Source organism: Aquimarina macrocephali JAMB N27 (assembly GCF_000520995.1).
GTDB classification, from domain to species: Bacteria; Bacteroidota; Bacteroidia; order Flavobacteriales; family Flavobacteriaceae; genus Aquimarina; species Aquimarina macrocephali.
On the sequence record NZ_JACA01000007.1, the window covers coordinates 145,426 to 171,062 of the forward strand.

Here is a 25,637-nt window from a genome sequence, read left to right on the forward strand (position 1 = left end):
GTTTCAAACATTCCATTTGGGATGTCTTGATAGGTAATTCACTCCATAATGTGTATTGTTAATGATTATAATTCAATAAATTTTGGGTTTCTTAGATAGAAAACAAGCCAAACTAAAATTAGGACTATAGCAGGCATATATATTGGAATAGACCAAATCATATGCGTTACAATTGCACCACCCATATATGAACTTAGCAATAGAGTACCATATTTATTTGTTTTTGGAATTAAGAAAAGAAAAGCTATTACAATCTCGCCAATAGCAATTACAATTCTCCAATCGGCTAACTGCATTTGGTTCATCTGCTCGGGTTGAAATAACTTTGCTCCGGCACTACCTAGGTATAGGATTAATAAGAGCCCAGCAAGTATCCAAGCAATAATTTTTTTCGTTTTTGAAATTTCGCTGCTCATAACAATTGATGTTTAAAAGTTTATGACTACAAAACTATATAACACAGCTTCTTTAAAAATTAAGGTATCTTAAGAAATAGATAAAACTTACTTTTTTCTTAATTCACTTAAGTATTCAGGTGTAATTTCTAGGTAAGATGCAATCATATACTGAGGAACTCTTTGAGAAAAACTTGGAAAGTGTCTAATTAAATGCGTGTATCTGTCCTTACTATTCATTTGTAAATAAATGTCACTTCTACGTTGAATAGCAATTAACATGTTTTCTGTAATCATTCTGAAAAATCTTTCAAGTTTTGGAATAGATTTAAATAGCCTTTCTAATTCTACTTTGTCAACTATTAGAACTGTAGTTTTTTCAATTGCTTGAATGGATAAGTAAGAAGGAATATTTTTTATATAGCTTTCCATATTAGTTACCCACCAATTTTCAAGAGCAAATTGAGTTATTTTTTCATTCCCTTTATCGTCGATATAAAAAGAGCGAACTAATCCATTTATTATGAAATAATTGCTTTTACATATTTGCCCTTCACAAAGAATGTAATCTTTCTTTTGAAATGTCTTTGGTATTAATTTAGAATAAATCTTATCTATTTCGGTGTCACTAAATTCAACATATCGATTGAAATATGTTTTGATTTGTTCTTTCATTTTGAGTGATTTCCTATATTGTTGCCAACGGTCTCGGCTATGATTTCGTTGTGGAATCATCCGCAGGATTATTCCACCGAAATCCAGCCATTTGATTTATACTTTTACTTTGGTGTAGCACAAAACCACAATGAATTATAGCCATTGTTGTAGTGCGTTTTTTTTATTCATCAGGTAATAGGTCAGATGTAAATCCACTATTTTTTTCCCATTCCCTAACTCTTTTCATTTTCTTTTTTTCAATAAATTTTCCAGTCCAAGGGTCGAATGAGTAAACATTATATTTATATACAATCCTTGAACGTCCTTTATCTTTAATGTCCTTTATTTCATTTGTAAATTCAGTTATATAATACTTAAACTGTCCGTTATAAAATTCAGCTTTTTTGAATTTTTCCCATTTTAAAAATTCCGATACTTTTTCTAAATTATTTACTAGTAAACCTTTTGTTTTTGCAATTTCAATCGCTTTGTTTTTATCAATTTGGAATGTTTTATTATTGGATTTCACGTTTTCAAATCCGTAATTATTCCAGAACCCTTCGTTAGGAATATATTCTCCTTTTTCGTCCAGTTCAATTCCAATCATTTCGTCATACCATTCTGAGGTATTTAATTTTACTTGGTATCTAAATAAAAATTTTGTTGGTTTTCTTTCAATGGGTTCAGTCCAACTTCCGACATATCCATCTGTGTCATATGCATAACAATTAAAATCAAAACGAACGTAATTTTCGAAAAACTCTTTACTATATGTATTTATTATTAGATTATCTGCTTTGGTTTTCATTTGTTCAAGAAGTTCGTGAAATGGAAATAAAGTTTTGTTTACTTCACAAACTGCATTATCGTAATCTCTTGTGAACATTAATTGTCTGTTAAAATTGTATTCTTTCCAAATCCCAATTCTCTTTCCATCCTTTATCGACCAACCTTCAGTATTTAGTCGAGTAGTGTCTTTGATAAAATGAACACTATACCACTCTAAATCCTTGAATTTATATGTTTCGGTATAGGTTTTATAAACGGAATTCTTAATGATTCTAATATGACTCGAATCAGTTTCTATTTTCTTTTCATTGAACTGTCCAAAAACAGAAAATCCAGACAGGAATAAAAAAGTTAAAATTAGAAATTTCATTTTCAATGAGTGTTTTTTTTAATGTTTGCCAACGTCTCGTATAAGAAACGTAGGGTAATTAATAAGCACTTTCGTTTCGGTTTATTACTTAGCTAAATATAAATATTTTGTTTTTATCTTTTTCTTCTATAAACGCCAAATTTATATTTGGTGACCTCGTAAAAACACACAAACCTTTAAGAAAACCCATATTAGCTATGTTTTATATACGGTATTACAGCCAGTTTTTATTTTGAATCTTAGCTGTTACTTAATTCTAATTTAACTGTAAAGCAACATTCCATAAATCAAAATCACTACTGTAATATTGAAGTGAATTACCACAGTGAACAATTACAGTTTCTTTTTCGGGAATGATGTAGATGTTCTGTCCAAGATTACCATTTGCATAGAAATGATAAGTACCGTCTTTATTTACGTGACCCCACCATTGATAATTGTAGTAAATTCTTTTGTCACTTCTTCCAAACCATTTTGGATAAATATCACGAGGAATGGATTTATTTTCTTGGGTAGACTTTAATACCCAGTCCTTTGATACAATTTGATTGCCATTCCAATGGCCTTCATTGAGCATGAGCTGACCAAAACGAGCATAATCAATTGCTCTAGCAATCAAACGACTTGGCATATATTCAAAATTAGACTCTTCACTATCTATAGAAAAAAGCGCATCATACTCCATTATTTTTGACCATAATTTTTGTTCCAGATAATTGGAAGCAGTTAAACTGGTGGCTCTTTCAAGAATCAATCCTAAATAGCTTGTATTGTAATTAGAATATTGAAAATCTTTTCCTGGTTCGGATGAAATATCAACATTTTCAAGTAACAACTTCCGAATATTTGGGTGATAATAACCAACAGCTTCATCGTGCCAAGGTGAATGAATGCTAGTGAAGGGTATAAGACTTGTGTTGTACTCAAGCCCAGAACGCATTTCAAGTAAATGTTTGATGGTTATTTTTTTGAAGCTTGAATCTCGTTCTAAAAGTTCAGGAATATAATTTGTTATTGGGTCATTTACACTTTTTATAAAGCCATCATCAATAGCAGTTCCAATTAAAAACGATATAAACGACTTTGCCATAGATTGAGAATGGAAATAAGAATCTCTACTAAAGCCATTAAAATATTTCTCATAAATGATTGTATCTTTTTTTATAACAATAAGAGCGGTTGTTTGAGACTCGATTGCCCAATCTTTAAAGCTATTAAATCCAGTTTTAGTTACGAGTTCTTCAAATAATGACTCTATATACTTCTCTTTTGGTTTTGAAATAAATGTATTAGTATGCTCTGCTCCTTGAATCCTATGATTTTTAAAGTTTTTATAATCATAAACATCAGCCACATTCATTGTTATAAGCCTATAAACATAGGTAGGTGTATATTGAATAGAAAGAAGTATCAAAAGGAATAGAACAAATGACAGTACTGTAAGAAATGTGATTTTTAGTTTTTTTCTCATTTAATGTTTTTGATTATTTGTAGAATGTTTTGGATAATTGGCTGTAACGGCTCAGTATATGAAAAGTAGCTCTGAAAATAAGCGATAACTTTTCGGATTAAACACAAGCCGAATTTTTAAATTTTACTATTTATCTTTTTACTTGGAAATCGTCAAATTTAAAAATTTGGCGACTTTCCAAAAATGCCTAAGCCTTTGTGTTAGCAATAACTTGCGCTATTTTTTATATACATTGTTACCCATAGTTATTTTACCACGAACTCTTTATTTATCGACTTTTCAAATAACTGTTCTATTTCTCTTTTAGTCAGCTTTTTCATAAATTCAACATCATCTTCGTCAATTCCGCTGTAAAACATAACTCCAGTTCCTTGTACTTTAAAATCAAGAATACTATCAAGAGAAACTTTAGTTTTAGTACTGTCAATTTTTCTCAAAGATATTTTTGTCCATATCTCAGCTTTTTTATTCTCCAAATTAATCATAAATGACCCAATTGGAACAATACTATCGTGATAAATCCTTAATTCCTTTTTTACAGTTTCTAAATCGTAATTCAAGATTGTTTCAAAATCGGATTTTAAGTTCAGTTCTTCGATGTGAGAAGCTAAGGTTGTTGCGATAAAACTGAAACTACAAATAGTTATAATTATTGGCTTAAATATTCTCTTAGGTTCTTTTACACTTATCAAACTCGAATTCCAATAACGAAATGAAGCTAGCAAAATTGGCAAAGCAATTAAATCCCAATAATCTACCGTTCGGTCAATTCCGATTCCGTACGAGTGAGCAAAGTCAAACATTGGTTGCGAAAATTCAGATTTCCAAAACACAAATAAAATTCCACTTAATATATAAATAGGCTTTATTTTTTTTGGAAAGAAACAACTAAAGAAATAAGGAAAAGCAAATAATCCAGCAAAGTCTGACAGTTTTCCAGTCAGATAATTATGGTATTCAAATTTCAGATACAAATCATTAATCAACAATAGAAAAATTGAGACAAGAAATAAAATTCGGTAAAGGTGTTTTTCTTTAGTCACGATGCTTTTTCATAATTATGGGTAACGTGTTTGTGTATGGTTAGTGGCGTGTTTAAGTATCTAATTTAAAAAATATAAACTGAATAGAAAATCCGCGAGGATTTTCGTAAGTAAGCGATGATAGCCAGCCATTAATTTTACACGGTGTTCTACGCAGTTTTTATTCAGATTTTAATTCCGTTTCTATTATTTCTTCGTCTATGATTTTTTCGATTTCGACACCATAAATATTATCTATGTTTTCTGGATGTAAACCTTTCATAGTTTTAAAATAGTCAGCCATAAATCTATTTAAGTCAACTAAACCATTAGTAAAATAATGAACTTTAATTCCTTTGTGCGAAACCTGAAGAGTTCCATAATCTTTTTCTTCAGACTTTTGTCTCTCTACATTCCGTTTAAAGAATTCCTCAATTTTCCATATTGAATCGGTTTTTGGTATTTTATTTTCATAAACCAATTTCCATTCGGGATTTTCGTTAAAAGTTTCTTCGTTAAATTCAGTTCGTATTTTAATTGAATCAGATTTTTTTGTTATTTCAATGCGTTCAACTGCTTGATAGGTGCAAACAGAATGGTCAAACCAAATTTTGATTGTATCTAATTCAGTCATTTTATTCTTAAAATCGGTTAATTCAGTTTTTATATTAAAATCAGATTTTGCAAATTCCGATTTCTGTTCAGTTTCATTTTTGCAAGAAACTAATATTATAATCAGAAAGATGATAGTTATCTTACTTTTCATTTAGTTTGGTTTTAAAAATTCCGAAAACCCATTTTAGATTTACAAAAATCAAAATCAGTAAAATTATTCCGATAATTACAAATTCATTTGTCGGTAAGTTTTTAAAAGACGGACGTTGTATTTTCTCGATTAATGCAATTGAATATGCAAATATTAAAATACCTGTCAGAAGTACAAGAATTGATTTTCCTATAAACTTAATTGTATTCAAAATATGATGTTTATTCATTCGTTTGTTGGTTGGTAAAATTGCGAAGAACGTTATAAGTATGTGTAGTAGCAGAGCAAAATGTTACCTTGCCATCGACTTTTTCTGCGTTGATTTTATAATTTTCTCATCATAAAATCTTGGCGCCATAGCAAATATAAAAGAATCTTTGGGTAATCACTTAACTGCTATGATCACATACTTGGTGTTGTGTACAGTTCTTTTATATTTCTCGTATTACTTTTCCGTTCTCAAATTCAAATTCGAGTCTTATTTTTTTGTCATTTAATTTTGGTAATCTTTTAATAGATTTCGCGTCATCAATTCCGAAAAACTCATCGTCTATTTCAAAATCATATTCCGTTTTTCCAATTTCACGTTCGAATATCCAATAATTCCTTAATATGGATATATATGGCATCGCAATTACACTTTTCGAAGTTTCACGAATATGAATTTCATTATCAATTTTCACTGAATTTTCATTCACTATTGCAAATCCAATGGTTGTTAAAAAAGGAATCATCATGGGTAATAGACTCAGTCCAATTATAACAATCAGAATACCTCCATAAATTTTCGCCCACTTTTTTCTAATAAATTTAAAAACGATATAGAAAGTACTAAGAAACCAAACCCAGAGAATAATTCGATCTATTAAATTTCCAATAAAGGAAATATCTAAAGTTAAATAAAGAATTAAATCAATTAACATCAATGCTGTGATTCCAATGTATATTTTTATTTCTTTATTCATTTTACAATAAACTTCATAATTGTACACAACGTTTTATGTATGAGGCGGAATGCCACCTTTTAGGGCATCATGATTTCATACATTGTGTTATATGTTTTCTTCTATTTTTTTAATCAATTCTTCTTTATTCAAACCGACATTTGTATATATTATTTCACCACTTTTCTTTATTAAGAAGAATGTTGGAGCAGCATACACTCCATAATCTTTGGCTGTCTCACTCCCCATATATAAGGTCTGATACCTAATGTTCTGCTCTTTTATATATTTGCCTAACCCTTCATCACTTGATAGAGTGAACTCTATTCCATATGCTGCAAAACCTTTTTCACCATATTTATGTTGTATTTCATTAATAATAGGAATGGCTTTCACACACGGAAGGCAACCAGGATACCAAAATTCCAATAGAATTAGATTTTTATCCAGTTTAGAAAAGGAAATTGAATCCCCTTTAATATTTGGTAAAGTCCAATTCTTGGCTAACTGACCAATTTTGGTAGAGTTTTTATTACGTCTTCTTTTATTATAATCACTTTGAGATAAAGTCAGGTATCCTTTTGAAAATATTTTATAGTTCCAAATAGAATCATTTCTCTTTGACGGAATTTTTATATTTTTCAATGTTGTCGCAGTATATCCAGCTTTTTGAGGGTACGTAGTTTTGATTTGAATTGGGAGATATTCATTTTTTGATATTGCAATAGTATATTCTAAAACATAATTTTCTATATCAGTATTAACTAAAATTGCTTCCATACCAATATATCTATTTGGGATAGAGAATTTAAATTTATAACATTCGATATTATTTATTAAAGTGTCTGGTTTGTGTTCAGAGATAATGGTTGTATCAACAAGTAACTTAGGTAATAATTTTTTAATTTCAAAAATAGAATGCGACATTGAATATGAATTAGTGACATCATATTTTTTTGGTTGCCCATTATATATGACAGTTTTTCTCTCAGGATCAGTTTTAAATTCTGTCACTCCGTCAAAAACTCTTTCTCCATATACCCCATTAAAATGATATTTTGTACCGATCAAAGTATCTCTACTTGAAAAGTCAAAATAAGCATTAGCACTATCAACTCGGTTATTAGAAGGAAGTTTCGTTGAAACCATTTTTCTTGTCCATTGATATTCGATAGTTTCTAATGAATTTATTTTTGTAATTGTTTTGTTTAAAATTTCTGTATCCGTTTTTTTACAACTCAAAATCAAGAAACTAAGCGAAGTCAACATAAAAACCTTTTCAAGCAGTGTTTTTTTCATAATATTTGCGATTACATATAACGTCTCTTGTATGATGCGTTTGCATCCCGAAGGGTGCATATGCATTATACAAATTGTTAGCATTAGTTTTTTAGCATCCCATTGGAATTTCAAACTCAATAATTTTTTCGGTAATCTGATCGTTTTTATTAGTCAGGATAACTTTTAAAAATATTTTGCTCATTGAAACTCCACTTGGGTATTCATTTGCTGTTTTAATGTTTTTTATCAACTTAGACCATTTTTCTCCGCAAAATTCATCAACTGCACTTTTAAGTTCATTGATTTTTACAGGAATAAACTTCTCCCAATCTTTCGTTGAATATTTAAAGGTTTTAAATGAATTTTTGATTTTATTATATGGTAGTTTTTTCCACTCAGAGTAGAAATGTTTCCATTCCGTGAGGTCACAATGAGGACCTTCATCCATTATCGTAATACTATTCTCATAGCGTTGAAAAACTTCTATTTTCTTATATTTTTTCTGAATGATTTTGAGGAATTTGTTTTCAGGTGTTCCAGATAAATCTAAACTTACTTTAGCCGTATCCTTTTGAACTTTTGATAATACTGTTAAATCTCCCATTAGCCCAATATTATCTAATTCTAAGATAAAATCATTAAACTTTATTTCTACCCGTTCTTTTAGAACCTTATCTATTAGAAAACCACTAAAGACATAGCCACTAGTAACTTTACTATTTACAATCCCTTGAACTTTTAGCCACGAACCGTTTATTTTTTCTCCATTATCAACTATGAAAAATTTAATGTTGGTTTTTTCTTGAACTTTAATTTTCTCAGCATATTTAAATTTGCCTAATCTTTTAGATTTTTTATTAGGTTCTTCTCTAATTATTAAACCATTGTCCGCATTAACATATAATATTTCTTGTCCATAAGAAATATTATATGTTAAAATTAATAGTATGCTTAATATTACTTTATTCATTTTTGATAATAAGTACCTGTTTCGTTTGATTTTAAATCCCTAATTACGATTTTTCTACTTGTAAAGCCAAAAACACTTTCTTCTTGACTAATTAATAATGCTTTTGGTATATCTTTTAGATATAAAGTATCATTGACCAGATTGTATCTTTCAAAACTTATTACATCTCCAATATGATATCCGTCACCATATTTCCACCAACCTTCTTTTAGTTCTTTATTACTTAAACAAGAAGTCAGAAATATTAATGTCAATATGCAGATGAGTTTTTTTATCAATCTATTTATGTATTAATGCTAACGTTTATATAAGAATAATATTAATTTTATCGATACTTATCATTCAACCCAATACCATCGAGTATCATTGGGCTTATTTTTTCTAATCTCGATATACGAGTAGCTTCTCGTTTTGCAGTAGTAATATATTCTGCGTATTCTTTTTGTTTGAAAGGAGTTAGTTGTTCAAAAGATTTTTTTAAATTATCATTAGCATTCAGTGCAGTTAATAATTCAGAAGGAATCTCGATTGTTTTTGACCTTTCTGGTTTGATTTCTTTACCTTCTTTTTGGTTTCTAATCGCCTCTTTTACATACTGAAGTATTAATTTTTTGTCTATCTCATCAGTAGTATTAAATCTCCATTGTCGTAAACCTTTGGTTTTTCCTTCTTGAGCATTTAACAACTTCTTTGCCTTATCTTCTAAAAACACCCCTTGATAAAACCAAATCCCTACATAGGACTTAAATGCTCCTATTCCTATTACATTTTTTCCATTAATAGTATAAACCGGAATCCCCCATTTTATAGTCTCTTCCATTTCTGTAGTAAGCATTATTGATCTTAAGATTTCTAATGCTTCTTTCCATTCTTCTTTCTTTGAAATAAATTCTTCGACTGATTTATTTTTTTGCATAACTCCAGGTATTAAATTTATACGTTTCAGAACACTACTAAATTATAGATATAACCCGTTGTGCATTTAGGAAGATTATTACAAAAAAAGCGTCAATTCGAGTGTTTTGTCGTAATGGAATGGAGACAAAATGTATCGAGAATAGCTTTTTAAAGCTAAAATCCTATTCTCGATACACTTCTCCTAAAGTCGAATCACTCGAATTGACGGATTATAGTTAAAAAAATATCTAAATGCACAACAAGTAGATATAGTATCCTTTTTCTTATACTCTTTCTAGTTTATGGTAAGGTTCTTCGGGTAATAAAATTTCAATTTCGTCTCCAACAGATATTTCTCCACCTTCTACCACCACTCCCATAATACCGGCTTTTCTTATTAAATCCCCATTCTCATCAGTATCCAAAACAGCTTTCATCAATCCTTCTTTTATAGAATTTAATTGATTACAAGGATTTCTTAAACCGGTTATTCTAATTTTCACTTTCTCACCAAGCTTCAGAATAGTACTCTTAGGAAGGCCTAATAAATCTACCCCGATAGTAGTAATATTCTCTCCCATCTCTCCATTTTTGATATAAAACCCTTTCTGCTTCAATTCCTCAAATAGTTCAGAATGAATCAGGTGTACTTGTCTTAAATTTGGTTGGGTAGGATCTTTTAATACTCTAGATCTATGTTTTACTGTTTTTCCCATATGGGCATCTCCTTTAATGCCCAATCCTTTGATAAGAGTTATATGCTCGCAACTAAATTTAGTAAAAGTGTGAGATTGACTCTTGCTTACACCTAGTATCTTTCCTTTCCTCATTTAGTATATAATACGCCAATATTCTTATTTTCTTTTCAACGTAGAAAAAGCTAAGACATCTTTTCCATCTATAATATAATAGCTAAAACTAATATGATTTTCATCCACTTTGGTTATGATTACGGTTCCTTCTTTTATACAGCTATTGGTGTTCTCTAAAATTAATTCATTAAAAGTAGCACGATTATATGAATACTCGACCAGTTCCCATTGTCCAGAACATTCTAAACTTGGATATTTTATCTCAAATGATTGTCGGTAAATATCGATCTCTAAATTAATAGACCAGGTATTATTATCTTCTAAATCTAATTGACACCCTACTCCTTCCCACTGGCCATCAAGCCAAACTATATCATCGGTTTTACATCCAACTAAAATTAAGGCAATAAAAAAAAACAGTATACTCTTGATTTTCATATTTTTTTGCATTAAAAACCTTAGAATTTTGATGCAAATCCAAAGAAATACCAATCGCAATTTATAATACTAAATTACCCGTATTTATTTTCTTTTAATTCTTAATCGATTAAAGGTTTTAAGACATACAATATCTATATTTTTAGATTCTTTTGCAAAGAAATATCCACGTTTTTAGTTTCTTTAGAATTCCAATTAAGGCTTACTTTCAGCTTTTTATCTTTTTCATCCCAATCAAACAAAGTAGAACTTCCCTTTATTGTTATAGATTTTGGTTCAGTTTTAATATTATGAATAATCAAAGTCACTTTTCTGTCACTTGATGTGTAATTGGCTCCTTTTTCTGCTGATAATGTTACAGATAATTTTTCAGGAGTCGTTTTACTATCAAATTTTAATATTTCATACTTTCCATTTTCAAAAGCATTAGGCGTTTTACCATCATCATCATACAGTTTACCATAACTTGTCTTCACTTGATCATCATGATAATAATGTAGTGTTATATCTTTGGTCGTATACATTTCTGTGGTTTGTACAGGTTTTACCATAGGAATAAATGCTCCTGCTTTTACAAATACAGGAATGTGATCTTCTACTATTTCAACTGTTTTAAATGTTCCTCCTTCAAATTTTTGTCCGGTAAAGAAGTCGTACCAATTAGTTCCATTTGGAAACGGAATATCCATAGATGCAATACCTGGTTGTACTATGGGTGATACCAGAAAATGGTCTCCCCACATATAGGCAAAACTTATTTCGGATAATTCTTTATTATCTGTACTTTCAAAAAACAAAGGGCGCATTAATGGTAATCCCATTTGATTATTATCAAAAGCAATGGTGTAATTATAAGGTAGTAAGCTATATCTAAGTTCGATACTTTTCTTGGCTAAAGCTTTTGTCTTTATATCATGAAAAACAGGTTCTGGTGCAATCTGTTCCTGAGCATGTGGTCTGAATATTGGTTGAAACACTCCATATTGTAACCAGCGAGTATACAATTCTGAATCAAAAACCTCACCGCCAGCAAATCCTCCCAGGTCAGAATGCATATACCCTAATCCCTGCATCCCCATCTGCAATGCTATTTCTGTTTGGGATTGCAAACCACCCCAGCTTCTACTTACATCGCCAGACCATGGGATCATTCCAAATCGTTGAGATCCAGAATATCCCGAACGCATTAATATAAATGGACGTTGATCAGGGAAATCTCTTTGGTACCCTTCCTGTACCAATCGCGCCCAATCATGTCCATAAATATTATGAACCTCATCTGCACTTCCTGTAGCATGCTGTAATTCTGAAGGATGCACTTCGGGTTCTCCTAAATCACCCCACCAACCTGCTACTCCATAATCGCGAGTATATGTAGCATAAATATCCCAAAACCATTCTTTTCCTTCAGGATTATAAATATCTATAATTCCGGTATTTCCAAAATAAAAATCATATTGAAATGGATTCCCTTTCATATCTTTTCCTAAGACACCTCTCTTCACGGCATCATCCCATTTTTTTGAAGTCGTTAATACAAAAGGCTCTGTAATCAATATTGTTTTGATTCCCTGATCTTTAAAATCATTTATCATCTGTTTTGGATTTGGAAATGAGTCTTTCAAAAACTCAAAATTCCCCATATGTCCCTTGATCTCTTTTCCAAACCAATAAATATCCAGAATCACTGCATCTAGTGGTATACTATCTGCTTTAAATCTAGCTATAGTTTCTTTGGTTTCTTTTTCAGAATGATACCCGAAACGACTCGCAAAATTTCCAAATGCCCAACGAGGAGGCAATGGTTGTTTTCCTGTGAGGTTGGTATATTGATCTATTAGGTCTTTCCAATCATCCCCTGCAACTACCTGATATGTTTTTCTTCCGTTAATGGTTTCATATTGTAGTGTATTATCTTTTTTACTATCTATATCTAAAAATCCAATCGGAGCATTATCAAAATGAACAGCATATATTTTAGAAGAAAGCACCAAAGGCATTGTAAAATTCATTAATTCAGAATAATTTTCATACCCATAATGAGCTCTATTGTATAACTGAAGTCTTTTACCTCTACGATTCATCCCTACCACTCGAGATCCAGCTCCGTAAATCACTTCACTTTTATCCAGGTTAAAATCTAAAATTTCGGTAGAATCTGTTTTTATATATCCCCCTTTTTCAGAAATCAGCTTCTTTCCCTTATACGTATATGAAATATGAAAAGGTTCTTTGGTGATATGAACATCAATCCCATTGGTATGTATAGTCAATACACTATCATTTTCTAATACCTGTATTTTTGTAGCAATAGAGTTTAAGATTACAGCATGAGATTGTGAATCAAATGTTTCCCCTGTTGGTATAAATGAGGTTTCTATAATTTTATCAGAATAAGGTTTAATTATATATTTTCCATTATCCTTAAACACCTCGATATGAGTGTCTTTTTTTTTGAAGCCTTGATTTGGGCCTTCGTACTTCTTTTTACAAGAAGTTGTCGTGAGTATAAGTGCTACAAATACTAGAAAAAAGGTAAACTTAGAATTCATATTCAACATGTATTTTTATCAATAGATAGTACTCAAATATAACGGAATCCCAATAGAATAAGGATATAACGATAGCTGCACGAGAAGAATTATTGATTTTTCAGTAAAACTCAATTTACTTAATAAGAATCACAAAAAATCACTACAACGTTTTCGTGAAAATTTCTAGTACAAATCAGGCTTCTAAATAAGTTCATCATAAAGTGCTGCATATTGGGTAACAAAACTTTGCTGAAGCCGATATTACAAGTAAAAAAAGCATTTCATTACGGTAAATTCAGAAAAATAAAAATAGATAACAGACATAATCATTTATTTAAGAATGATAAACAATCAGGTAATATACGCGATGTAAATTTAGGGTGTCATTAACCAAGCAAATCTTAAATGTACAACACGCCATGAAACGTCATTACTTAATCATTTCTAAAATAAAACACTGTATACTTATAAGTATACTATGTATGGGGCTATTTACATTACAAGCTCAAAAATTGACTTCAAAAGATGAATCTATAGAGAAATCTAAATTCGATCTTCCTACCGATAACCATTTTAATAGAAAAACATACCTAAAAGGAACTGGTAAGTCCTTCATAAACTTTGGAGATATATTGATATCCAGAGCAGTTCTAACAGCTGCCAGCTTCTCCAATGGACCCACCTCAGGACAATACATCAACCAAGGATTAATCAATCAACAACCAGTTCCTTTTTATAATAAACAGCCAATACAAGGGTTTTCTTCAATTTTAAACAACTACGACGGAACCTTCACCGTATTATCTGATAATGGTTTTGGGAGTATCGAAAACTCATCAGATTATAATCTTCGCCTGTATAGAATTAAGCCAAATTTCAAAAGCATTATTGGTTGGGGTAATGGATCTATTGATATATTAAATTATATCGAATTGCGAGATCCTAATGGTTTGATTCCTTTTGCCATTACAAATCATTTTAGTGATTCGAGAGTTCTTACCGGAGCGGATTTTGATATAGAATCTATACAAAGAACTGCTAACGGTGATTATTGGATTGGTGATGAATTTGGACCTTTCTTATTACATTTTGATAAGAATGGTGTTTTAATGGATTCTCCGGTCCCACTACCTGATTTTGAAACCCCTGGGATAGAACTTCGTGCACCACAGAATCCATATAGCGAGGAGTATAGTGCCCTACGGATAATGAATGCTATGCGGTCACATGCAAAAGCATATGGAAGCAAATCTCCGGTAATGTCTCCATGGTATGTGATGCTTGATGATCAAAATACCAATACGGTAGTAGAAAGCAGAAAAAACCCTCCTTCTACCCTAGCCGCTGCATCGAGCGAATTATTTAATGTCTCTTCTTTAAATCGTGCAGGTCACCAAGTAGTTGTATATACGGTAAATGATCTTGAAAACATAAACCTGCTTTTGGATCTTGGTGTACAGGGAATTATCTCTGATCGTCCTGATGTATTATTAGAAGCTCTTCAAAACTTTGATAAAAATAAAGATGGTCAACCCGATTTTATGACTTCTGAAGGGTTGATCAATATCAATTTATTTGATGCACAAGGTCATAGAGGTGCCAGAAACTTACGCCCAGAGAATACATTACCCGCTATAGAGGCAGCATTGGATTTTCTGATGCCAACTATAGAAACTGATTGCGGCATTACTCTGGATAGAATTCCTGTTTTGGATCATGATCCGCATATCGAAGCTTCAAAAGCACGTAAAGCAGATGGTACACCCTATGAGTTTAAAGATGAAGTTCTTGTTAAAGATCTCTCCTTAGATCAAATTCAAAATATATTTATTGCTGATAAAATCTTAAATGGAAGGCCTTCTCAAACTAATGATCTCTCTTTATCACCGGTTGCTGTAGCTTTTGCAAAACAGAATAGGTTTATAGATCCTTATATTATGCCTTCTTTACAACAGCTATTCGATTTTGTGAATTTTTATACATCATACTACCAAAACGGACCTGGGGCTTCAGATCCCGAGGCAGTGAAACGTTGGAAGAATGCATCCAAGGTTCGTTTTAATATTGAAACCAAAATTAATCCTAGGACGGATATCGATGATCGTGGGGATGTTTTTGCAAATAGAACAGTAGATCCTAAAACTTTTACAACAGCTGTGGCCGATGTAATCGTTGCAAATAATCTTACGGATCGGGCAGATATTCAAAGTTTTGATTTCAGGACACTTCTTATTGCTCATAAAAAATACCCAGAGATACGAACAATATGTTTATTTGGTGATTTTCCAAAAGTAGGTAATGCAGGAGATGGAACCAATTTACAAGATCAAAATGGGAAAAATACTCCATGGCTAGCGGGACTATATTGGCCATATAGAAATACAAAATTAGACACTCCTTTTCGGGTAAAAGGAAGTGGAGGCTTTGAAGGAATGGCATTAAGCACCGATAAAAAAACGCTATTGCCCTTATTAGAAAAACCTCTTAAAGGTTCTGATACTAATAATTTGCTGATTCATGAATTCGATTTAGAAAGTAAATCATATACAGGTAAAAGGTTTGAATATCCTCTTGATAAGAAAGCTAGTGCAATAGGAGATTTTATCATGTTTAACTCAAAAAGAGGACTAATCATAGAGCGTGATGGCTCTCAAGGAGATATAAATGGTTATAAAGCAATTTATGAGGTTGAATTAGATAAAGACAAAACATTGATAGAAAAACGACTAAATGTTGATCTTCTTAAAATCAATGATATTCGTAGAATTTCTGAACCAGGATTAGAAGGTGATATAGGAATAGGAAAAGATTTTGCATTTCCATTTGTTACAATAGAAAGCGTAGTTGTATTTAATCCTTTTTTAATTGGTGTACTCAATGATAATAACTACCCTTTTAGTGTAGGTCGCCATATAGGTATGGGACTACCTGATGATAATGAGTTTATACTTTTATGGTTAGATCAACCATTAGGAAGACAATGGGACGAAATAAAGTCTAACAAAAACAATACAACCGCCAATACTATTAAAGTATATCCAAATACATTTAGAAATGAGGTTACTTTTTTCAATACCATAAAAAAAGAAAATACTGTATCTATTGATATTTATGACATACATGGCAACCTTATTAGAGAATTAGTAGATCAACAGCAAAATGATGAAGGCTTTACATATACCTGGAATGGTACATCAAAAAATGGTTTTGAAGTTTCTAAAGGAATCTATATCGCTGTAATCGAGATCGATGGAGAGTTTATCAAAAAGAAACTCTTAAAAAAATAATATCGCATACTAACTTCACATCACTTAATAAATTAACTAAACAGAAAAACCACCTACACCGGTGGTTTTTTTAGATAGTATGCTTTTTTGCTTAATAACCACAGTAATAACAAGACTTTAATAGTTTATATGTAAAGCGAAAATTAAATATTTTGTTATCCATGCAACCCTTGGTTTTCTGAATTGTCTATGAAATACAAAATCATTAATACGTAATTATTTTTTTAACAACTCAATCAAATCAAAAGTTATAAAACAAAACCAATATGCATCGACATTTTAAATTTAGAAATCTAAAAAAAAGGACGCAGCAATTAATAATGTGCTGTTTGACTATATTTTTTGTTAGTACCAGTGCGATGGCACAAGACAACTATACAATAAGTGGTACGATTAAAGATAATAATAATGGGGAGACACTTTTTGGCGCTTCCGTTTTTTTGAAGGGTACTTCTATTGGTGTTATCACTAATGAGTATGGTTTTTATTCTATTACCGCTCCAAAAGGAAACTACACACTTATTGCCTCCTATGTAGGGTATGCAGATATTAATAAAGAAGTAATACTTGATAAAAATCAAAAGATAGATTTTGATATTATTGAATCTTCTACAGAATTAGATGAAGTAATTATTAAAAGTGAAGAGACAGAGCGTGTAAGTCTTAGAAAACCCGAAATGAGTGTCTCTAAGCTAAACATCAAGACTGTAAAGCAAATGCCCGTAGTATTAGGAGAAGTAGATATTATAAAATCTATTCAAATGCTGCCAGGTGTAACCAATAATGGTGAAGGCTCTAGTGGGTTTCATGTAAGAGGAGGAGCCGCGGATCAAAATTTAGTATTACTCGATGAAGCTATAATTTATAATACCTCTCATTTATTAGGCTTCTTTTCTGTTTTTAATGCAGATGCTATTAAAGATATTAAATTATATAAAGGAGGGATTCCTGCTCGTTTTGGTGGTAGAACTTCTTCTGTCCTGGATGTTCGTCAAAAGGATGGAAACAATAAGAGATTTAGTCTTACCGGGGGAATTGGTGTAATTTCTAGCCGATTAGCCGCCGAAGGTCCTTTATTTAGTGATAAAGGTTCTTTTTTGGTTGCAGGTAGAGGTTCATATGTCGATCTTATCTTAAAAGCAGCTGGAGAGAAAAATACCGTTGGGTTTTATGATGTAAACCTTAAAACCAATTATAAATTAAACGAAAATAATAAATTATACTTATCTGGATATTATGGTAGAGATACCTTTAAATTTGGAAATAATTTCAAAACCAGCTACGGAAACCTATCAGGAAATTTAAGATGGAACCATATCTTTAATGATAAATTATTTTCGAACTTATCTCTTATCTATAGTAAATACGATTATGATTTAGATATTGCTATCGAGCAATTCGAATGGATTTCGTCAATCAATAACTACAATGCCAAATATGATCTTAAATATTATGCGAGTGATAAATTTAAATTAGACTTTGGGATTAGCGGTATCTATTATGATTTTGACCCAGGGCAAGTGCAGCCAACATCAGAATCTTCTTCGATAAACCCTTTATCTCTGGATCGAAAAAAAGCTTTGGAAAGTGGTGTATATGTAAATGCAGAGCATAAACTTACCGATAAGCTAACAGTACAATATGGTGTTAGATATAGTGCTTTTAGTCGTTTAGGTGGGCAAGCTTTGAAAAATTATGCTAATGACCAACCTGTTGTTTATAATAGTACTTTAGGTTTTTATGAACGAGGTGTCGAAATAGGAGAAACCGATTATAAGAAAAGTGAAACAATCAAAAGTTTTGGAAACTTTGAACCCAGAGCATCCTTAGCATATCAATTAAATGATGTCTCTTCTATTAAAATGGGATACTCAAGAGCAGCGCAATATATCCATTTATTATCCAATACTACTTCTGTTACACCATTAGATGTTTGGACACCAAGTGGAAAATATATAAAACCACAACTATCAGATCAATATGCATTAGGGTATTTCAGAAACTTTAAAGATAAGATGTACTCTTTGGAAGCAGAAGTTTATTATAAAACCACTGATAATCGAATAGATTATATTGATGGGTCTGATTTAATAGGAAACAACACTATTGAAACCGAAATATTGAATGGAGAATCCAGAGCTTACGGATTGGAATTTTTGGCACGTAAAAATGAAGGTAAATTAACAGGATGGGTTTCTTATACCTTATCAAAATCAGAACAAAGAAGTCTTGGCGGTAATGCAGGAGGGCCAGGAATCAATAATGGAGATTGGTATAATACGGCATATGACAGAACACATGATATTTCGGTAACAGGTTCTTATAAACTAACTGATAAATGGAGTTTTGGAGCTAATCTGGTTTTTCAAACCGGAAGACCTGTAACCTATCCTAATGGTCAATACGAATATGAAGGATTGTCTATAGCCAGCTTTTCTGATAGAAATTCTGATAGATTACCCTCTTATCACAGACTTGATATCTCTGCAACATACAGACCCAATAGAAAACCAAACAGGAGATGGAAAGGAGAATGGATCTTTGGAATATACAATGTATATAATCAGAAAAATGCAGCTTCAATATCCTTTGGTCAAAATGTAGAAACAGGAGCAAATGAAGCCACGAGAACAGCAATTTTTGGTATAGTACCATCGGTAATCTATAACTTCAAATTTTAAAAAAATATAAACATATGAAAGCTTATTTTAAAATAATAATATTCCTTTTTACTATCGTCTTTACCTCTTGTGAAGATGTAATAGATGTGGATCTACAAACAGCTCCTGCCCGATTAACTATTGAAGCCTCATTAGATTGGGAGAAAGGTACTACGGGAAATAATCAAACTATAAAATTAAGTACATCTACTCCATACTTTAATACAACCTCTAATACAGGTGTTACTGGTGCTTCAGTTAAAGTAACTAATGACTCTAGCGGGGTAGAGTTTATTTTTACTGATCAAAATAATGGAGAATATACAACTACAGAATTTGTACCTGTACTTAATCAATCCTATACGCTAGAGGTGATCTATAACGGAGAAAATTATTCTGCCAAAGAAACATTAATGCCTGTTGTTGATATTAAAGAAGTTAATCAATCAACTGAAGATGGTTTTGATGATGAAGTTCTGGAGGTTAACCTTAAATTCGATGATCCAAAAGATGAAGATAACTATTACCTTTTCAGATTTAAAGAAGTGGGTGATCTCCTAGCAGAATTTGAAGATTTTGACGATGAATTTGCAAATGGTAATGAAATTAGCTGGTATTATGAAAAAGAAGAAGATACCGAAACCAAAACTGAAGAATTTAAACCTGGAGATGTTGTAAACATTGATTTATACGGTATTTCTGAGGGATATTATAACTATATAAGAATACTCATCGAGCAATCTGAAGGTGTCGGTCTTTTTAGCGCAACTCCAGTTGCTTTAAAAGGAAATTGTATTAATCTGGATAATGCCAGCAATTATGCCAATGGTTATTTTAGAGTAACACAAGTATCACGAAGAACGTATACTTTTAATTAATGATAAACTTAATAAAGGCCAGGTGATATACTCCTGGCCTTTATTAAATTAAATATTCTTCTAGTCTTTTGGATACAAAAATGATTTTTCAACTTCAAAATCTATCACACCACCTTCTTTCACTTCATAAATAATAAAAAGCTCTCCCCAATACACACCATCAGTAAAATCAGCTATAATCCATTTGTGATTTAGTAATCTTACTTTATTAATACTCATATTACCTTCCATCCCTACAAATGGGATTAATGGATTATCCTTTCCTGCCTTATTTTGCCCAATAATCTGGTCACTTATCGTTAAAGCTAATTTATTGGCATCATACCCCATTTCTTCAAAGTAACTTACTGCATCCTCATTACTTTCTAAAGTAAAATAGGTAATATCCATATTAGCACTAATCAGTGAATCAATGGTTGCTTCTTTTGTTGTAATTTTGGTTTTTAAGTTCTCTATTTTTGTATCATAGGATTCTTTTGCTTTTTTGGCATTCATAAACTGAAAAAGAATAAATAATGCTGCAAAAATGAATAGATATAAAAAGATCTTATTTTTCATATTCTAGATAGTTATTTTTAAATTATCGTAAGCTATATATACATTTTTAGGTAATGATCTCTCTACTTCGGCATGAAACCCTAACATATGGCTTATATGAGTAAGATATGCCTTTTCTGGTTGTATTTCTTCAATAAATTCGAGAGCTTCTTCCAAATTAAAGTGCGAGTGATGGGGTTCTATTCTTAGTGCATTAATCACTAAAACTTTAACTCCTTTTAATTTTAATCTTTCCTCTTCTTCCACCGTTTTCACATCTGTTAGATATGCAAAATCTTTAAATCGAAATCCAAAAACCTGCAAACGGTTATGAAACGTATTTATAGGAATAATATCCAGATTACCCAATTGAAAAGGTTGATTAGTAAGTTCATTTTCAATAACACTTGGCGCTCCGGGATATTTATTTTCTGAAGAAAAAATATACTCAAACCTCGTTCTTAGTGCTTGTAAAACTCTTTTATGCGCATAGATAGGAATATCGCCCTGCCTGAAAAAAAATGGCCGTATATCATCTAATCCCATAGTATGATCTGCGTGTTCATGAGTAAAGACTACTCCATCAATTCGGGATACCTGATTCGAGAGCATTTGCTGTCTAAAATCTGGTCCACAATCCACAACGTACTGGTAATCATCCCAAGATACAAGTATAGAAACACGAAGTCGCTTATCTCTTGGATCGTCACTTAAACAAACAGGGTGAGTGCTTCCTATAATCGGAATCCCCTGTGATGTACCTGTACCAAGAAAAGTTACTTCCATACTTTAATAAACTAGAGCAAATGTACTTATATTTTTTTGGTCAAAAATCACATATTCACCATAAATAATACTTAAAATATTAGGGAATATAGAAATTTACATTCAAACCTTTTTTAATACTCATTGTATTATTACCTTTACGGTAAACAAAAAAAGCCCTTTTTACTATGCCTATTAAGATAATGGGAGATAAAGAATTTGAATCTGTCCCTTCAATAAAGAGTAAAGCTTTGCGTATTAACCTGAACCAAAACATCTATGGTACTTTTGCAGAAATAGGTGCGGGTCAGGAAACTGCTCGGAATTTTTTTAGAGCAGGCGGAGCCTCTGGTACCATTGCAAAAGCAATGAGTGCATATGATAAAGATTTTAGTGATGCTATTTATGGTATCGAAAACGATAAACGTTATGTTACCGAAGCAAGATTAAAAAAAATGCTTAGGCATGAAGTTGGTCTTATAGAAGAAAGAATTACCAGAGAGAAACATCCTAATAAGCTGTTTTTTAGTTATGCAAATACTGTAGCAACAATTGATTTTGCTAAGAAATATAAAGGTCATGGTTGGGTAGGCATTCGATATCAAACAACACCAAATGAAGATTATAATGAAATTTTGCTCCATATTCGGTTTCATGAAAATGATGCCCGATTACAGCAAATGACATTAGGAATATTAGGCGTTAACCTTATTTATGGGGCATATTACAAATACGATAATCCAAAAAAATTATTGAGATATCTGTATGATCATTTGGATAAAGATCAAATAGAGATTGACACTATTAACTTTTCTGGACCACGATTTACAAAAGTAGATAATCGATTGATGAGTCTACAATTGGTTAAGAATGGAATGACCGAAGCGGTAATGTTTGGACCCGACGGACATAATATTTTACCTGCCGCAATATTATATAAGAAAAACATATTGGCACTGCGTGGGAGTTTTAGACCCGTGACTAAGGTTAATATGGATATCTATAAAAAATCACTCAATATGTTCTTGAGTGAAAATAAAGTAAATAAAGACAAAACCGTAGTCATCTTTGAGGTAACACTATCGAACTTAAGGGCAGAAGGTGAAATCGACGAAGAAGATTTTATGGCTAGAGCCAGGTTACTTTGTTCTCTAGGGCAAACGGTAATGATTTCTAATTTTAAAGAATATTACAAAGTAGTTGAGTATTTCTCTAATTACACCAAAGAACGTATGGCACTTTCTATGGGGGTTAATAATTTGGTAGATATTTTTGATGAAAAATACTACAGACATCTTAGTGGAGGTATTCTGGAAGCTTTTGGTAAACTATTCTTTAAAGATTTAAAAGTATACTTATACCCATTAAAAAATCATAAAACAGGAGAGATAACCACTAGTGATACTCTTAAAGTACACCCAAGAATGAAAGAGCTTTATAAGTTCTTTAAGTATAATGGAAAGCTACAGGATATTACGGATTATGATCCTTCTATTATGAATATTTTCTCAAGAGAAGTATTACAAAAAATTCAAGAGGGAGAATCTGGATGGGAAGATCAATTGCCGGACCTTATTCCCGAAATGATAAAAGCCAATAACTTTTTTGGATATAAAACAATAGAAACTGTAAAGTAAATTACAGGTACAAAATGTATTAAAAAAGCAGTATAGTTATTTACTATACTGCTTTTTTAATACATAGTATTCCTACGTCTACAAAATTTGTGCAGCGTGATCTTTGGTTTTCACTTTTGCAATAACTTCAGAAATTATTCCTTTTTCATCAATGACAAAAGTAGTACGATGAATTCCATCATATTCTCTACCCATAAATTTCTTTGGGCCCCACACTCCAAATGCTTCAATTACTGCTTTATCCTCATCTGCTAATAACGGGTAAGGCAGTTCGTATTTATTTTTGAAATTTTGCTGTCGTTTGGCGCTATCAGCACTTACTCCAATAATTTCATAACCCTGTGCCAGAAAAGTCTGGTAATTATCTCTTAGATTACAGGCTTCTGTTGTGCATCCAGGAGTACTAGCTTTAGGGTAGAAAAAAACAACAAGTTTTTTTCCTTGATAGTCGCCTAAAGTAATTGTATTTCCATCCTGATCTAGTGCCGAAAAGTTAGGGGCCTTATCCCCTGCTTTTAATGTTGTCATTGTATATGATTTGAATGTAGTTTATAATATCTGTGTAACTAAATATCCTAGTTTGTATGTAATAAACAATAAGATTCAACTTATCTATTACTTATTTTTGTATAGTAGGGCAAGTTATAAAATTTCAAAAAAATAGAATTAGATTTACCTTAATACTTCAGAAATAAATTTGATATCTAAATCTTTACTTCTATTACCTGGCACAACCTTTTTGTTGCGTTCAGATATTTATGTATTCTTGCATATAAATAAATGTTATTTGATATATGTCGCCGTTTGTGTTTCTAAATATTCATAAAAAAATACTTCTATTCGCTGTTTTTATCTATATAAATATATTTAGTACTCTTGCGCAAAGCCAGGTCAAAATAGATTCTTTATTACAACTACTTAAAACCGAAATCACAGATAAAGAAAAAGTAGATATCTACAATAGTATAGCTTTTCAATATTCTTCTACAGATTCTACTAAAACCTTTAGCTATGCAAATCAAGCGATTAATCTTTCTAAACAATTAAATTATATTGAAGGAATTTCTGATGCGCATTATAATATAAATCAGGCTATTATAAAATTAGAACACTCGGATAAAGAATTTAATATATATCAAAAAACAAAATATGCAAATGGCAGAGCCAAAGCGTATAATGATCTAGCACTTACATATAAAAAGAAAGGTGAGTATGCTATGGCAATAGAGCACTTTACAAAAGTATTAAAAATAGAAGATTCTCTAGGGAATAAAAAAGACATAGCTTTCTGTTATAGCAATATTGGACAAGCACATGCCAGATTGGGAAATTACACCAAAGCATTAGATTATAATTTTAAAGCATTAGAGTTATTTAAAGAACTAAATAACAAGAATGGGCTCTTTACCGGATACAACAATATGGGAATAATCAATGTGTATCAAAGTAATTATTCCTCTGCATTAGAATATTTTATAAAAGCTTCTAAAATCAATGATGAAATAGGCAGTAAAAGAAAAACTATTGTTTCTCTTAGCAATATTGGGTTTATTTATGAAACTTTAGGAGATTACGACTTAGCGTTAGAATATTATTTTAAATCCTTGAAAATTAGCGAAAGCACTAAAAATCAATCAAGTATACCTGTAGATTATTTAAATATTGGAAATATTTATTTTGAACAAGGAGACAATACCAAAGCTATAGCATATTCTTTTAAATCCTTGAAAATTTCCAAAAATCTAAATATTAAAGGCATCATGATATCTAATTATTGCTTAATAGGTGAAATATATCTCAATCAAAAAAAATATAAAGAAGCGCTGAAGTACTTAAAAAATGGATTGTCATTAAGTCAAGAAATTGGAGAGCAATCTTCATCTACTATCGTAATGAATACCATAGGTGAAATTGAATTCGAATTAAAAAATTATCAGCAGGCCAAAGAATACCTTATCAAAAGTATTACTATTGGTCAGGAGATTGGTTTTTCTACCTCTGTAAAAAGTGCTTTATATGGCTTAGTAAAAGTAGAGAAAGCATTGGGTAATCATAAAGCTGCTCTCGAATCTTATGAACGATATCATGCCATTTATGACTCAATCTTAGGAAAAGAGAAATCAAAACAATTATCACAATTACAAGTACAGTATGAAACTGAGAAAAAAGAGCAGGAAATCAAGAGTTTGGCTCAACAAGCCTCTATCCAGTCTTTAGAATTAAAACAAGCTAATTTTAATAAAACTATTTTTGGGGTTATTAGTGTTATTTTGCTACTTGTCGGATTGGTGCTCTATTTAGTAAACCGACAAAAAAGATTAGCACTAAAACAAAGAGCACAGGACATAGAACAAAACCTACTGCGTGTACAAATGAATCCGCACTTTATTTTTAATGCCATGACTTCTATACAGGATTATATGAATCAGGGAGATGCAAAAAAAGCAAGTTTATATCTGGTAAAGTTCTCAAAACTGATCAGACAAGTGTTAGATAACTCAAGAAGTGAGTTTATTAGCCTGGATCA

23 protein-coding genes are annotated in these 25,637 nt (G+C 31.3%); 5 read left to right on the top strand and 18 right to left on the bottom strand.

The window, feature by feature from the left end; genetic code table 11:
- Positions 1 to 65: 65 nt before the first annotated feature.
- The 15 genes from Z054_RS0107795 to Z054_RS0107865 all read right to left on the bottom strand — a co-directional run bounded on the left by Z054_RS0107795 (position 66) and on the right by Z054_RS0107865 (position 13,364).
- Positions 66 to 416 (bottom strand): DoxX family protein, encoded by a 351-nt coding sequence (locus tag Z054_RS0107795; protein ID WP_024769520.1) that lies wholly within the window; start codon positions 414 to 416, stop codon positions 66 to 68.
- An 87-nt stretch (positions 417 to 503) separates the two neighbouring features.
- On the bottom strand, positions 504 to 1,070 hold the full coding sequence (locus Z054_RS0107800; protein ID WP_024769521.1) for a Crp/Fnr family transcriptional regulator: 567 nt from the start codon (positions 1,068 to 1,070) through the stop codon (positions 504 to 506).
- 163 nt (positions 1,071 to 1,233) lie between these two features.
- Positions 1,234 to 2,211, bottom strand: coding sequence for a hypothetical protein (locus Z054_RS0107805; protein WP_024769522.1), 978 nt, complete (start codon positions 2,209 to 2,211; stop codon positions 1,234 to 1,236).
- A gap of 256 nt (positions 2,212 to 2,467) precedes the next feature.
- Positions 2,468 to 3,682, bottom strand: a complete 1,215-nt coding sequence (locus Z054_RS0107810) for a serine hydrolase domain-containing protein (protein ID WP_024769523.1) — start codon at positions 3,680 to 3,682, stop codon at positions 2,468 to 2,470.
- Positions 3,683 to 3,927: 245 nt separating this feature from the next.
- Positions 3,928 to 4,725 (bottom strand): hypothetical protein, encoded by a 798-nt coding sequence (locus tag Z054_RS30000; protein ID WP_024769524.1) that lies wholly within the window; start codon positions 4,723 to 4,725, stop codon positions 3,928 to 3,930.
- Positions 4,726 to 4,885: 160 nt separating this feature from the next.
- Complete coding sequence (locus tag Z054_RS0107820) at positions 4,886 to 5,470, bottom strand: hypothetical protein (protein ID WP_024769525.1); 585 nt, start codon at positions 5,468 to 5,470, stop codon at positions 4,886 to 4,888.
- Positions 5,460 to 5,699, bottom strand: a complete 240-nt coding sequence (locus Z054_RS0107825) for a hypothetical protein (protein ID WP_024769526.1) — start codon at positions 5,697 to 5,699, stop codon at positions 5,460 to 5,462. Before Z054_RS0107825 ends, Z054_RS0107820 begins: the two co-directional genes overlap by 11 nt.
- Positions 5,700 to 5,901: 202 nt before the next feature.
- Complete coding sequence (locus tag Z054_RS0107830; RefSeq protein WP_024769527.1) at positions 5,902 to 6,435, bottom strand: hypothetical protein; 534 nt, start codon at positions 6,433 to 6,435, stop codon at positions 5,902 to 5,904.
- An 87-nt stretch (positions 6,436 to 6,522) separates the two neighbouring features.
- Positions 6,523 to 7,713, bottom strand: coding sequence for a TlpA family protein disulfide reductase (locus Z054_RS0107835; RefSeq protein ID WP_161635254.1), 1,191 nt, complete (start codon positions 7,711 to 7,713; stop codon positions 6,523 to 6,525).
- 91 nt (positions 7,714 to 7,804) lie between these two features.
- A complete protein-coding gene (locus Z054_RS30005) occupies positions 7,805 to 8,665 on the bottom strand; it encodes an SH3 domain-containing protein (protein ID WP_024769529.1) in 861 nt (286 codons plus the stop codon).
- Positions 8,662 to 8,919 carry a hypothetical protein gene (locus tag Z054_RS32110; RefSeq protein ID WP_051473701.1) on the bottom strand — a complete coding sequence of 86 codons (258 nt, stop codon included), beginning with the start codon at positions 8,917 to 8,919 and terminating at the stop codon, positions 8,662 to 8,664. Before Z054_RS32110 ends, Z054_RS30005 begins: the two co-directional genes overlap by 4 nt.
- 71 nt (positions 8,920 to 8,990) lie before the next feature.
- The gene (locus Z054_RS0107850; RefSeq protein WP_024769531.1) at positions 8,991 to 9,581 is read right to left on the bottom strand and encodes a YdeI/OmpD-associated family protein; all 591 of its coding nucleotides are present in this window, start codon (positions 9,579 to 9,581) and stop codon (positions 8,991 to 8,993) included.
- Between the two features lie 265 nt (positions 9,582 to 9,846).
- A complete protein-coding gene (locus Z054_RS0107855) occupies positions 9,847 to 10,392 on the bottom strand; it encodes an MOSC domain-containing protein (protein ID WP_024769532.1) in 546 nt (181 codons plus the stop codon).
- Positions 10,393 to 10,416: 24 nt separating this feature from the next.
- Positions 10,417 to 10,812, bottom strand: coding sequence for a hypothetical protein (locus Z054_RS0107860; RefSeq protein WP_152538496.1), 396 nt, complete (start codon positions 10,810 to 10,812; stop codon positions 10,417 to 10,419).
- 134 nt (positions 10,813 to 10,946) lie between these two features.
- Positions 10,947 to 13,364 carry a glycoside hydrolase family 31 protein gene (locus tag Z054_RS0107865; RefSeq protein WP_024769534.1) on the bottom strand — a complete coding sequence of 806 codons (2,418 nt, stop codon included), beginning with the start codon at positions 13,362 to 13,364 and terminating at the stop codon, positions 10,947 to 10,949.
- A 464-nt stretch (positions 13,365 to 13,828) separates the two neighbouring features.
- Between Z054_RS0107865 and Z054_RS28085 the strand changes: the two genes are divergently transcribed.
- From Z054_RS28085 to Z054_RS0107880, 3 genes are all read left to right on the top strand, one after another.
- Positions 13,829 to 16,633: an esterase-like activity of phytase family protein gene (locus tag Z054_RS28085; protein ID WP_024769535.1), complete on the top strand. Its 2,805-nt coding sequence runs from the start codon at positions 13,829 to 13,831 to the stop codon at positions 16,631 to 16,633.
- Positions 16,634 to 16,953: 320 nt separating this feature from the next.
- Positions 16,954 to 19,314: a TonB-dependent receptor gene (locus Z054_RS0107875; RefSeq protein WP_035091000.1), complete on the top strand. Its 2,361-nt coding sequence runs from the start codon at positions 16,954 to 16,956 to the stop codon at positions 19,312 to 19,314.
- A gap of 14 nt (positions 19,315 to 19,328) precedes the next feature.
- On the top strand, positions 19,329 to 20,171 hold the full coding sequence (locus Z054_RS0107880; RefSeq protein ID WP_024769537.1) for a DUF4249 family protein: 843 nt from the start codon (positions 19,329 to 19,331) through the stop codon (positions 20,169 to 20,171).
- Positions 20,172 to 20,231: 60 nt separating this feature from the next.
- Here the strand turns inward: Z054_RS0107880 and Z054_RS0107885 are convergent, their stop codons facing one another.
- A complete protein-coding gene (locus tag Z054_RS0107885; RefSeq protein WP_024769538.1) occupies positions 20,232 to 20,729 on the bottom strand; it encodes a hypothetical protein in 498 nt (165 codons plus the stop codon).
- Between the two features lie 3 nt (positions 20,730 to 20,732).
- Positions 20,733 to 21,494, bottom strand: a complete 762-nt coding sequence (locus tag Z054_RS0107890; protein ID WP_024769539.1) for an MBL fold metallo-hydrolase — start codon at positions 21,492 to 21,494, stop codon at positions 20,733 to 20,735.
- Between the two features lie 167 nt (positions 21,495 to 21,661).
- Between Z054_RS0107890 and Z054_RS0107895 the strand changes: the two genes are divergently transcribed.
- Positions 21,662 to 23,110, top strand: a complete 1,449-nt coding sequence (locus tag Z054_RS0107895) for a TonB-dependent receptor (RefSeq protein ID WP_024769540.1) — start codon at positions 21,662 to 21,664, stop codon at positions 23,108 to 23,110.
- Between the two features lie 78 nt (positions 23,111 to 23,188).
- On the opposite strand, the gene bcp is transcribed toward Z054_RS0107895, so the two are convergent.
- Complete coding sequence (gene bcp / locus Z054_RS0107900) at positions 23,189 to 23,638, bottom strand: thioredoxin-dependent thiol peroxidase (RefSeq protein ID WP_024769541.1); 450 nt, start codon at positions 23,636 to 23,638, stop codon at positions 23,189 to 23,191.
- Between the two features lie 278 nt (positions 23,639 to 23,916).
- Between bcp and Z054_RS0107905 the strand changes: the two genes are divergently transcribed.
- Positions 23,917 to 25,637, top strand: a 1,721-nt coding sequence (locus Z054_RS0107905; protein ID WP_161635255.1) for a tetratricopeptide repeat protein, incomplete at its 3' end; no start/stop codon positions are given.

What these genes read in the sequence shown, in the direction of transcription:
- Z054_RS0107860 (WP_152538496.1), bottom strand. Translation starts at nt 10,812, where the DNA reads ATGAAAATCAAGAGTATACTGTTTTTTTTTATTGCCTTAATTTTAGTT.
- Z054_RS0107810 (WP_024769523.1), bottom strand. Translation starts at nt 3,682, where the DNA reads ATGAGAAAAAAACTAAAAATCACATTTCTTACAGTACTGTCATTTGTT.
- Z054_RS0107830 (WP_024769527.1), bottom strand. Translation starts at nt 6,435, where the DNA reads ATGAATAAAGAAATAAAAATATACATTGGAATCACAGCATTGATGTTA.
- Z054_RS0107800 (WP_024769521.1), bottom strand. Translation starts at nt 1,070, where the DNA reads ATGAAAGAACAAATCAAAACATATTTCAATCGATATGTTGAATTTAGT.
- Z054_RS0107855 (WP_024769532.1), bottom strand. Translation starts at nt 10,392, where the DNA reads ATGAGGAAAGGAAAGATACTAGGTGTAAGCAAGAGTCAATCTCACACT.
- Z054_RS0107885 (WP_024769538.1), bottom strand. Translation starts at nt 20,729, where the DNA reads ATGAAAAATAAGATCTTTTTATATCTATTCATTTTTGCAGCATTATTT.
- Z054_RS0107835 (WP_161635254.1), bottom strand. Translation starts at nt 7,713, where the DNA reads ATGAAAAAAACACTGCTTGAAAAGGTTTTTATGTTGACTTCGCTTAGT.
- Z054_RS28085 (WP_024769535.1), top strand. Translation starts at nt 13,829, where the DNA reads ATGGGGCTATTTACATTACAAGCTCAAAAATTGACTTCAAAAGATGAA.
- bcp (WP_024769541.1), bottom strand. Translation starts at nt 23,638, where the DNA reads ATGACAACATTAAAAGCAGGGGATAAGGCCCCTAACTTTTCGGCACTA.
- Z054_RS0107895 (WP_024769540.1), top strand. Translation starts at nt 21,662, where the DNA reads ATGCCTATTAAGATAATGGGAGATAAAGAATTTGAATCTGTCCCTTCA.
- Z054_RS0107795 (WP_024769520.1), bottom strand. Translation starts at nt 416, where the DNA reads ATGAGCAGCGAAATTTCAAAAACGAAAAAAATTATTGCTTGGATACTT.
- Z054_RS0107825 (WP_024769526.1), bottom strand. Translation starts at nt 5,699, where the DNA reads ATGAATAAACATCATATTTTGAATACAATTAAGTTTATAGGAAAATCA.
- Z054_RS0107880 (WP_024769537.1), top strand. Translation starts at nt 19,329, where the DNA reads ATGAAAGCTTATTTTAAAATAATAATATTCCTTTTTACTATCGTCTTT.
- Z054_RS0107875 (WP_035091000.1), top strand. Translation starts at nt 16,954, where the DNA reads ATGTGCTGTTTGACTATATTTTTTGTTAGTACCAGTGCGATGGCACAA.
- Z054_RS0107850 (WP_024769531.1), bottom strand. Translation starts at nt 9,581, where the DNA reads ATGCAAAAAAATAAATCAGTCGAAGAATTTATTTCAAAGAAAGAAGAA.
- Z054_RS30005 (WP_024769529.1), bottom strand. Translation starts at nt 8,665, where the DNA reads ATGAATAAAGTAATATTAAGCATACTATTAATTTTAACATATAATATT.
- Z054_RS0107805 (WP_024769522.1), bottom strand. Translation starts at nt 2,211, where the DNA reads ATGAAATTTCTAATTTTAACTTTTTTATTCCTGTCTGGATTTTCTGTT.
- Z054_RS0107890 (WP_024769539.1), bottom strand. Translation starts at nt 21,494, where the DNA reads ATGGAAGTAACTTTTCTTGGTACAGGTACATCACAGGGGATTCCGATT.
- Z054_RS0107865 (WP_024769534.1), bottom strand. Translation starts at nt 13,364, where the DNA reads ATGAATTCTAAGTTTACCTTTTTTCTAGTATTTGTAGCACTTATACTC.
- Z054_RS0107820 (WP_024769525.1), bottom strand. Translation starts at nt 5,470, where the DNA reads ATGAAAAGTAAGATAACTATCATCTTTCTGATTATAATATTAGTTTCT.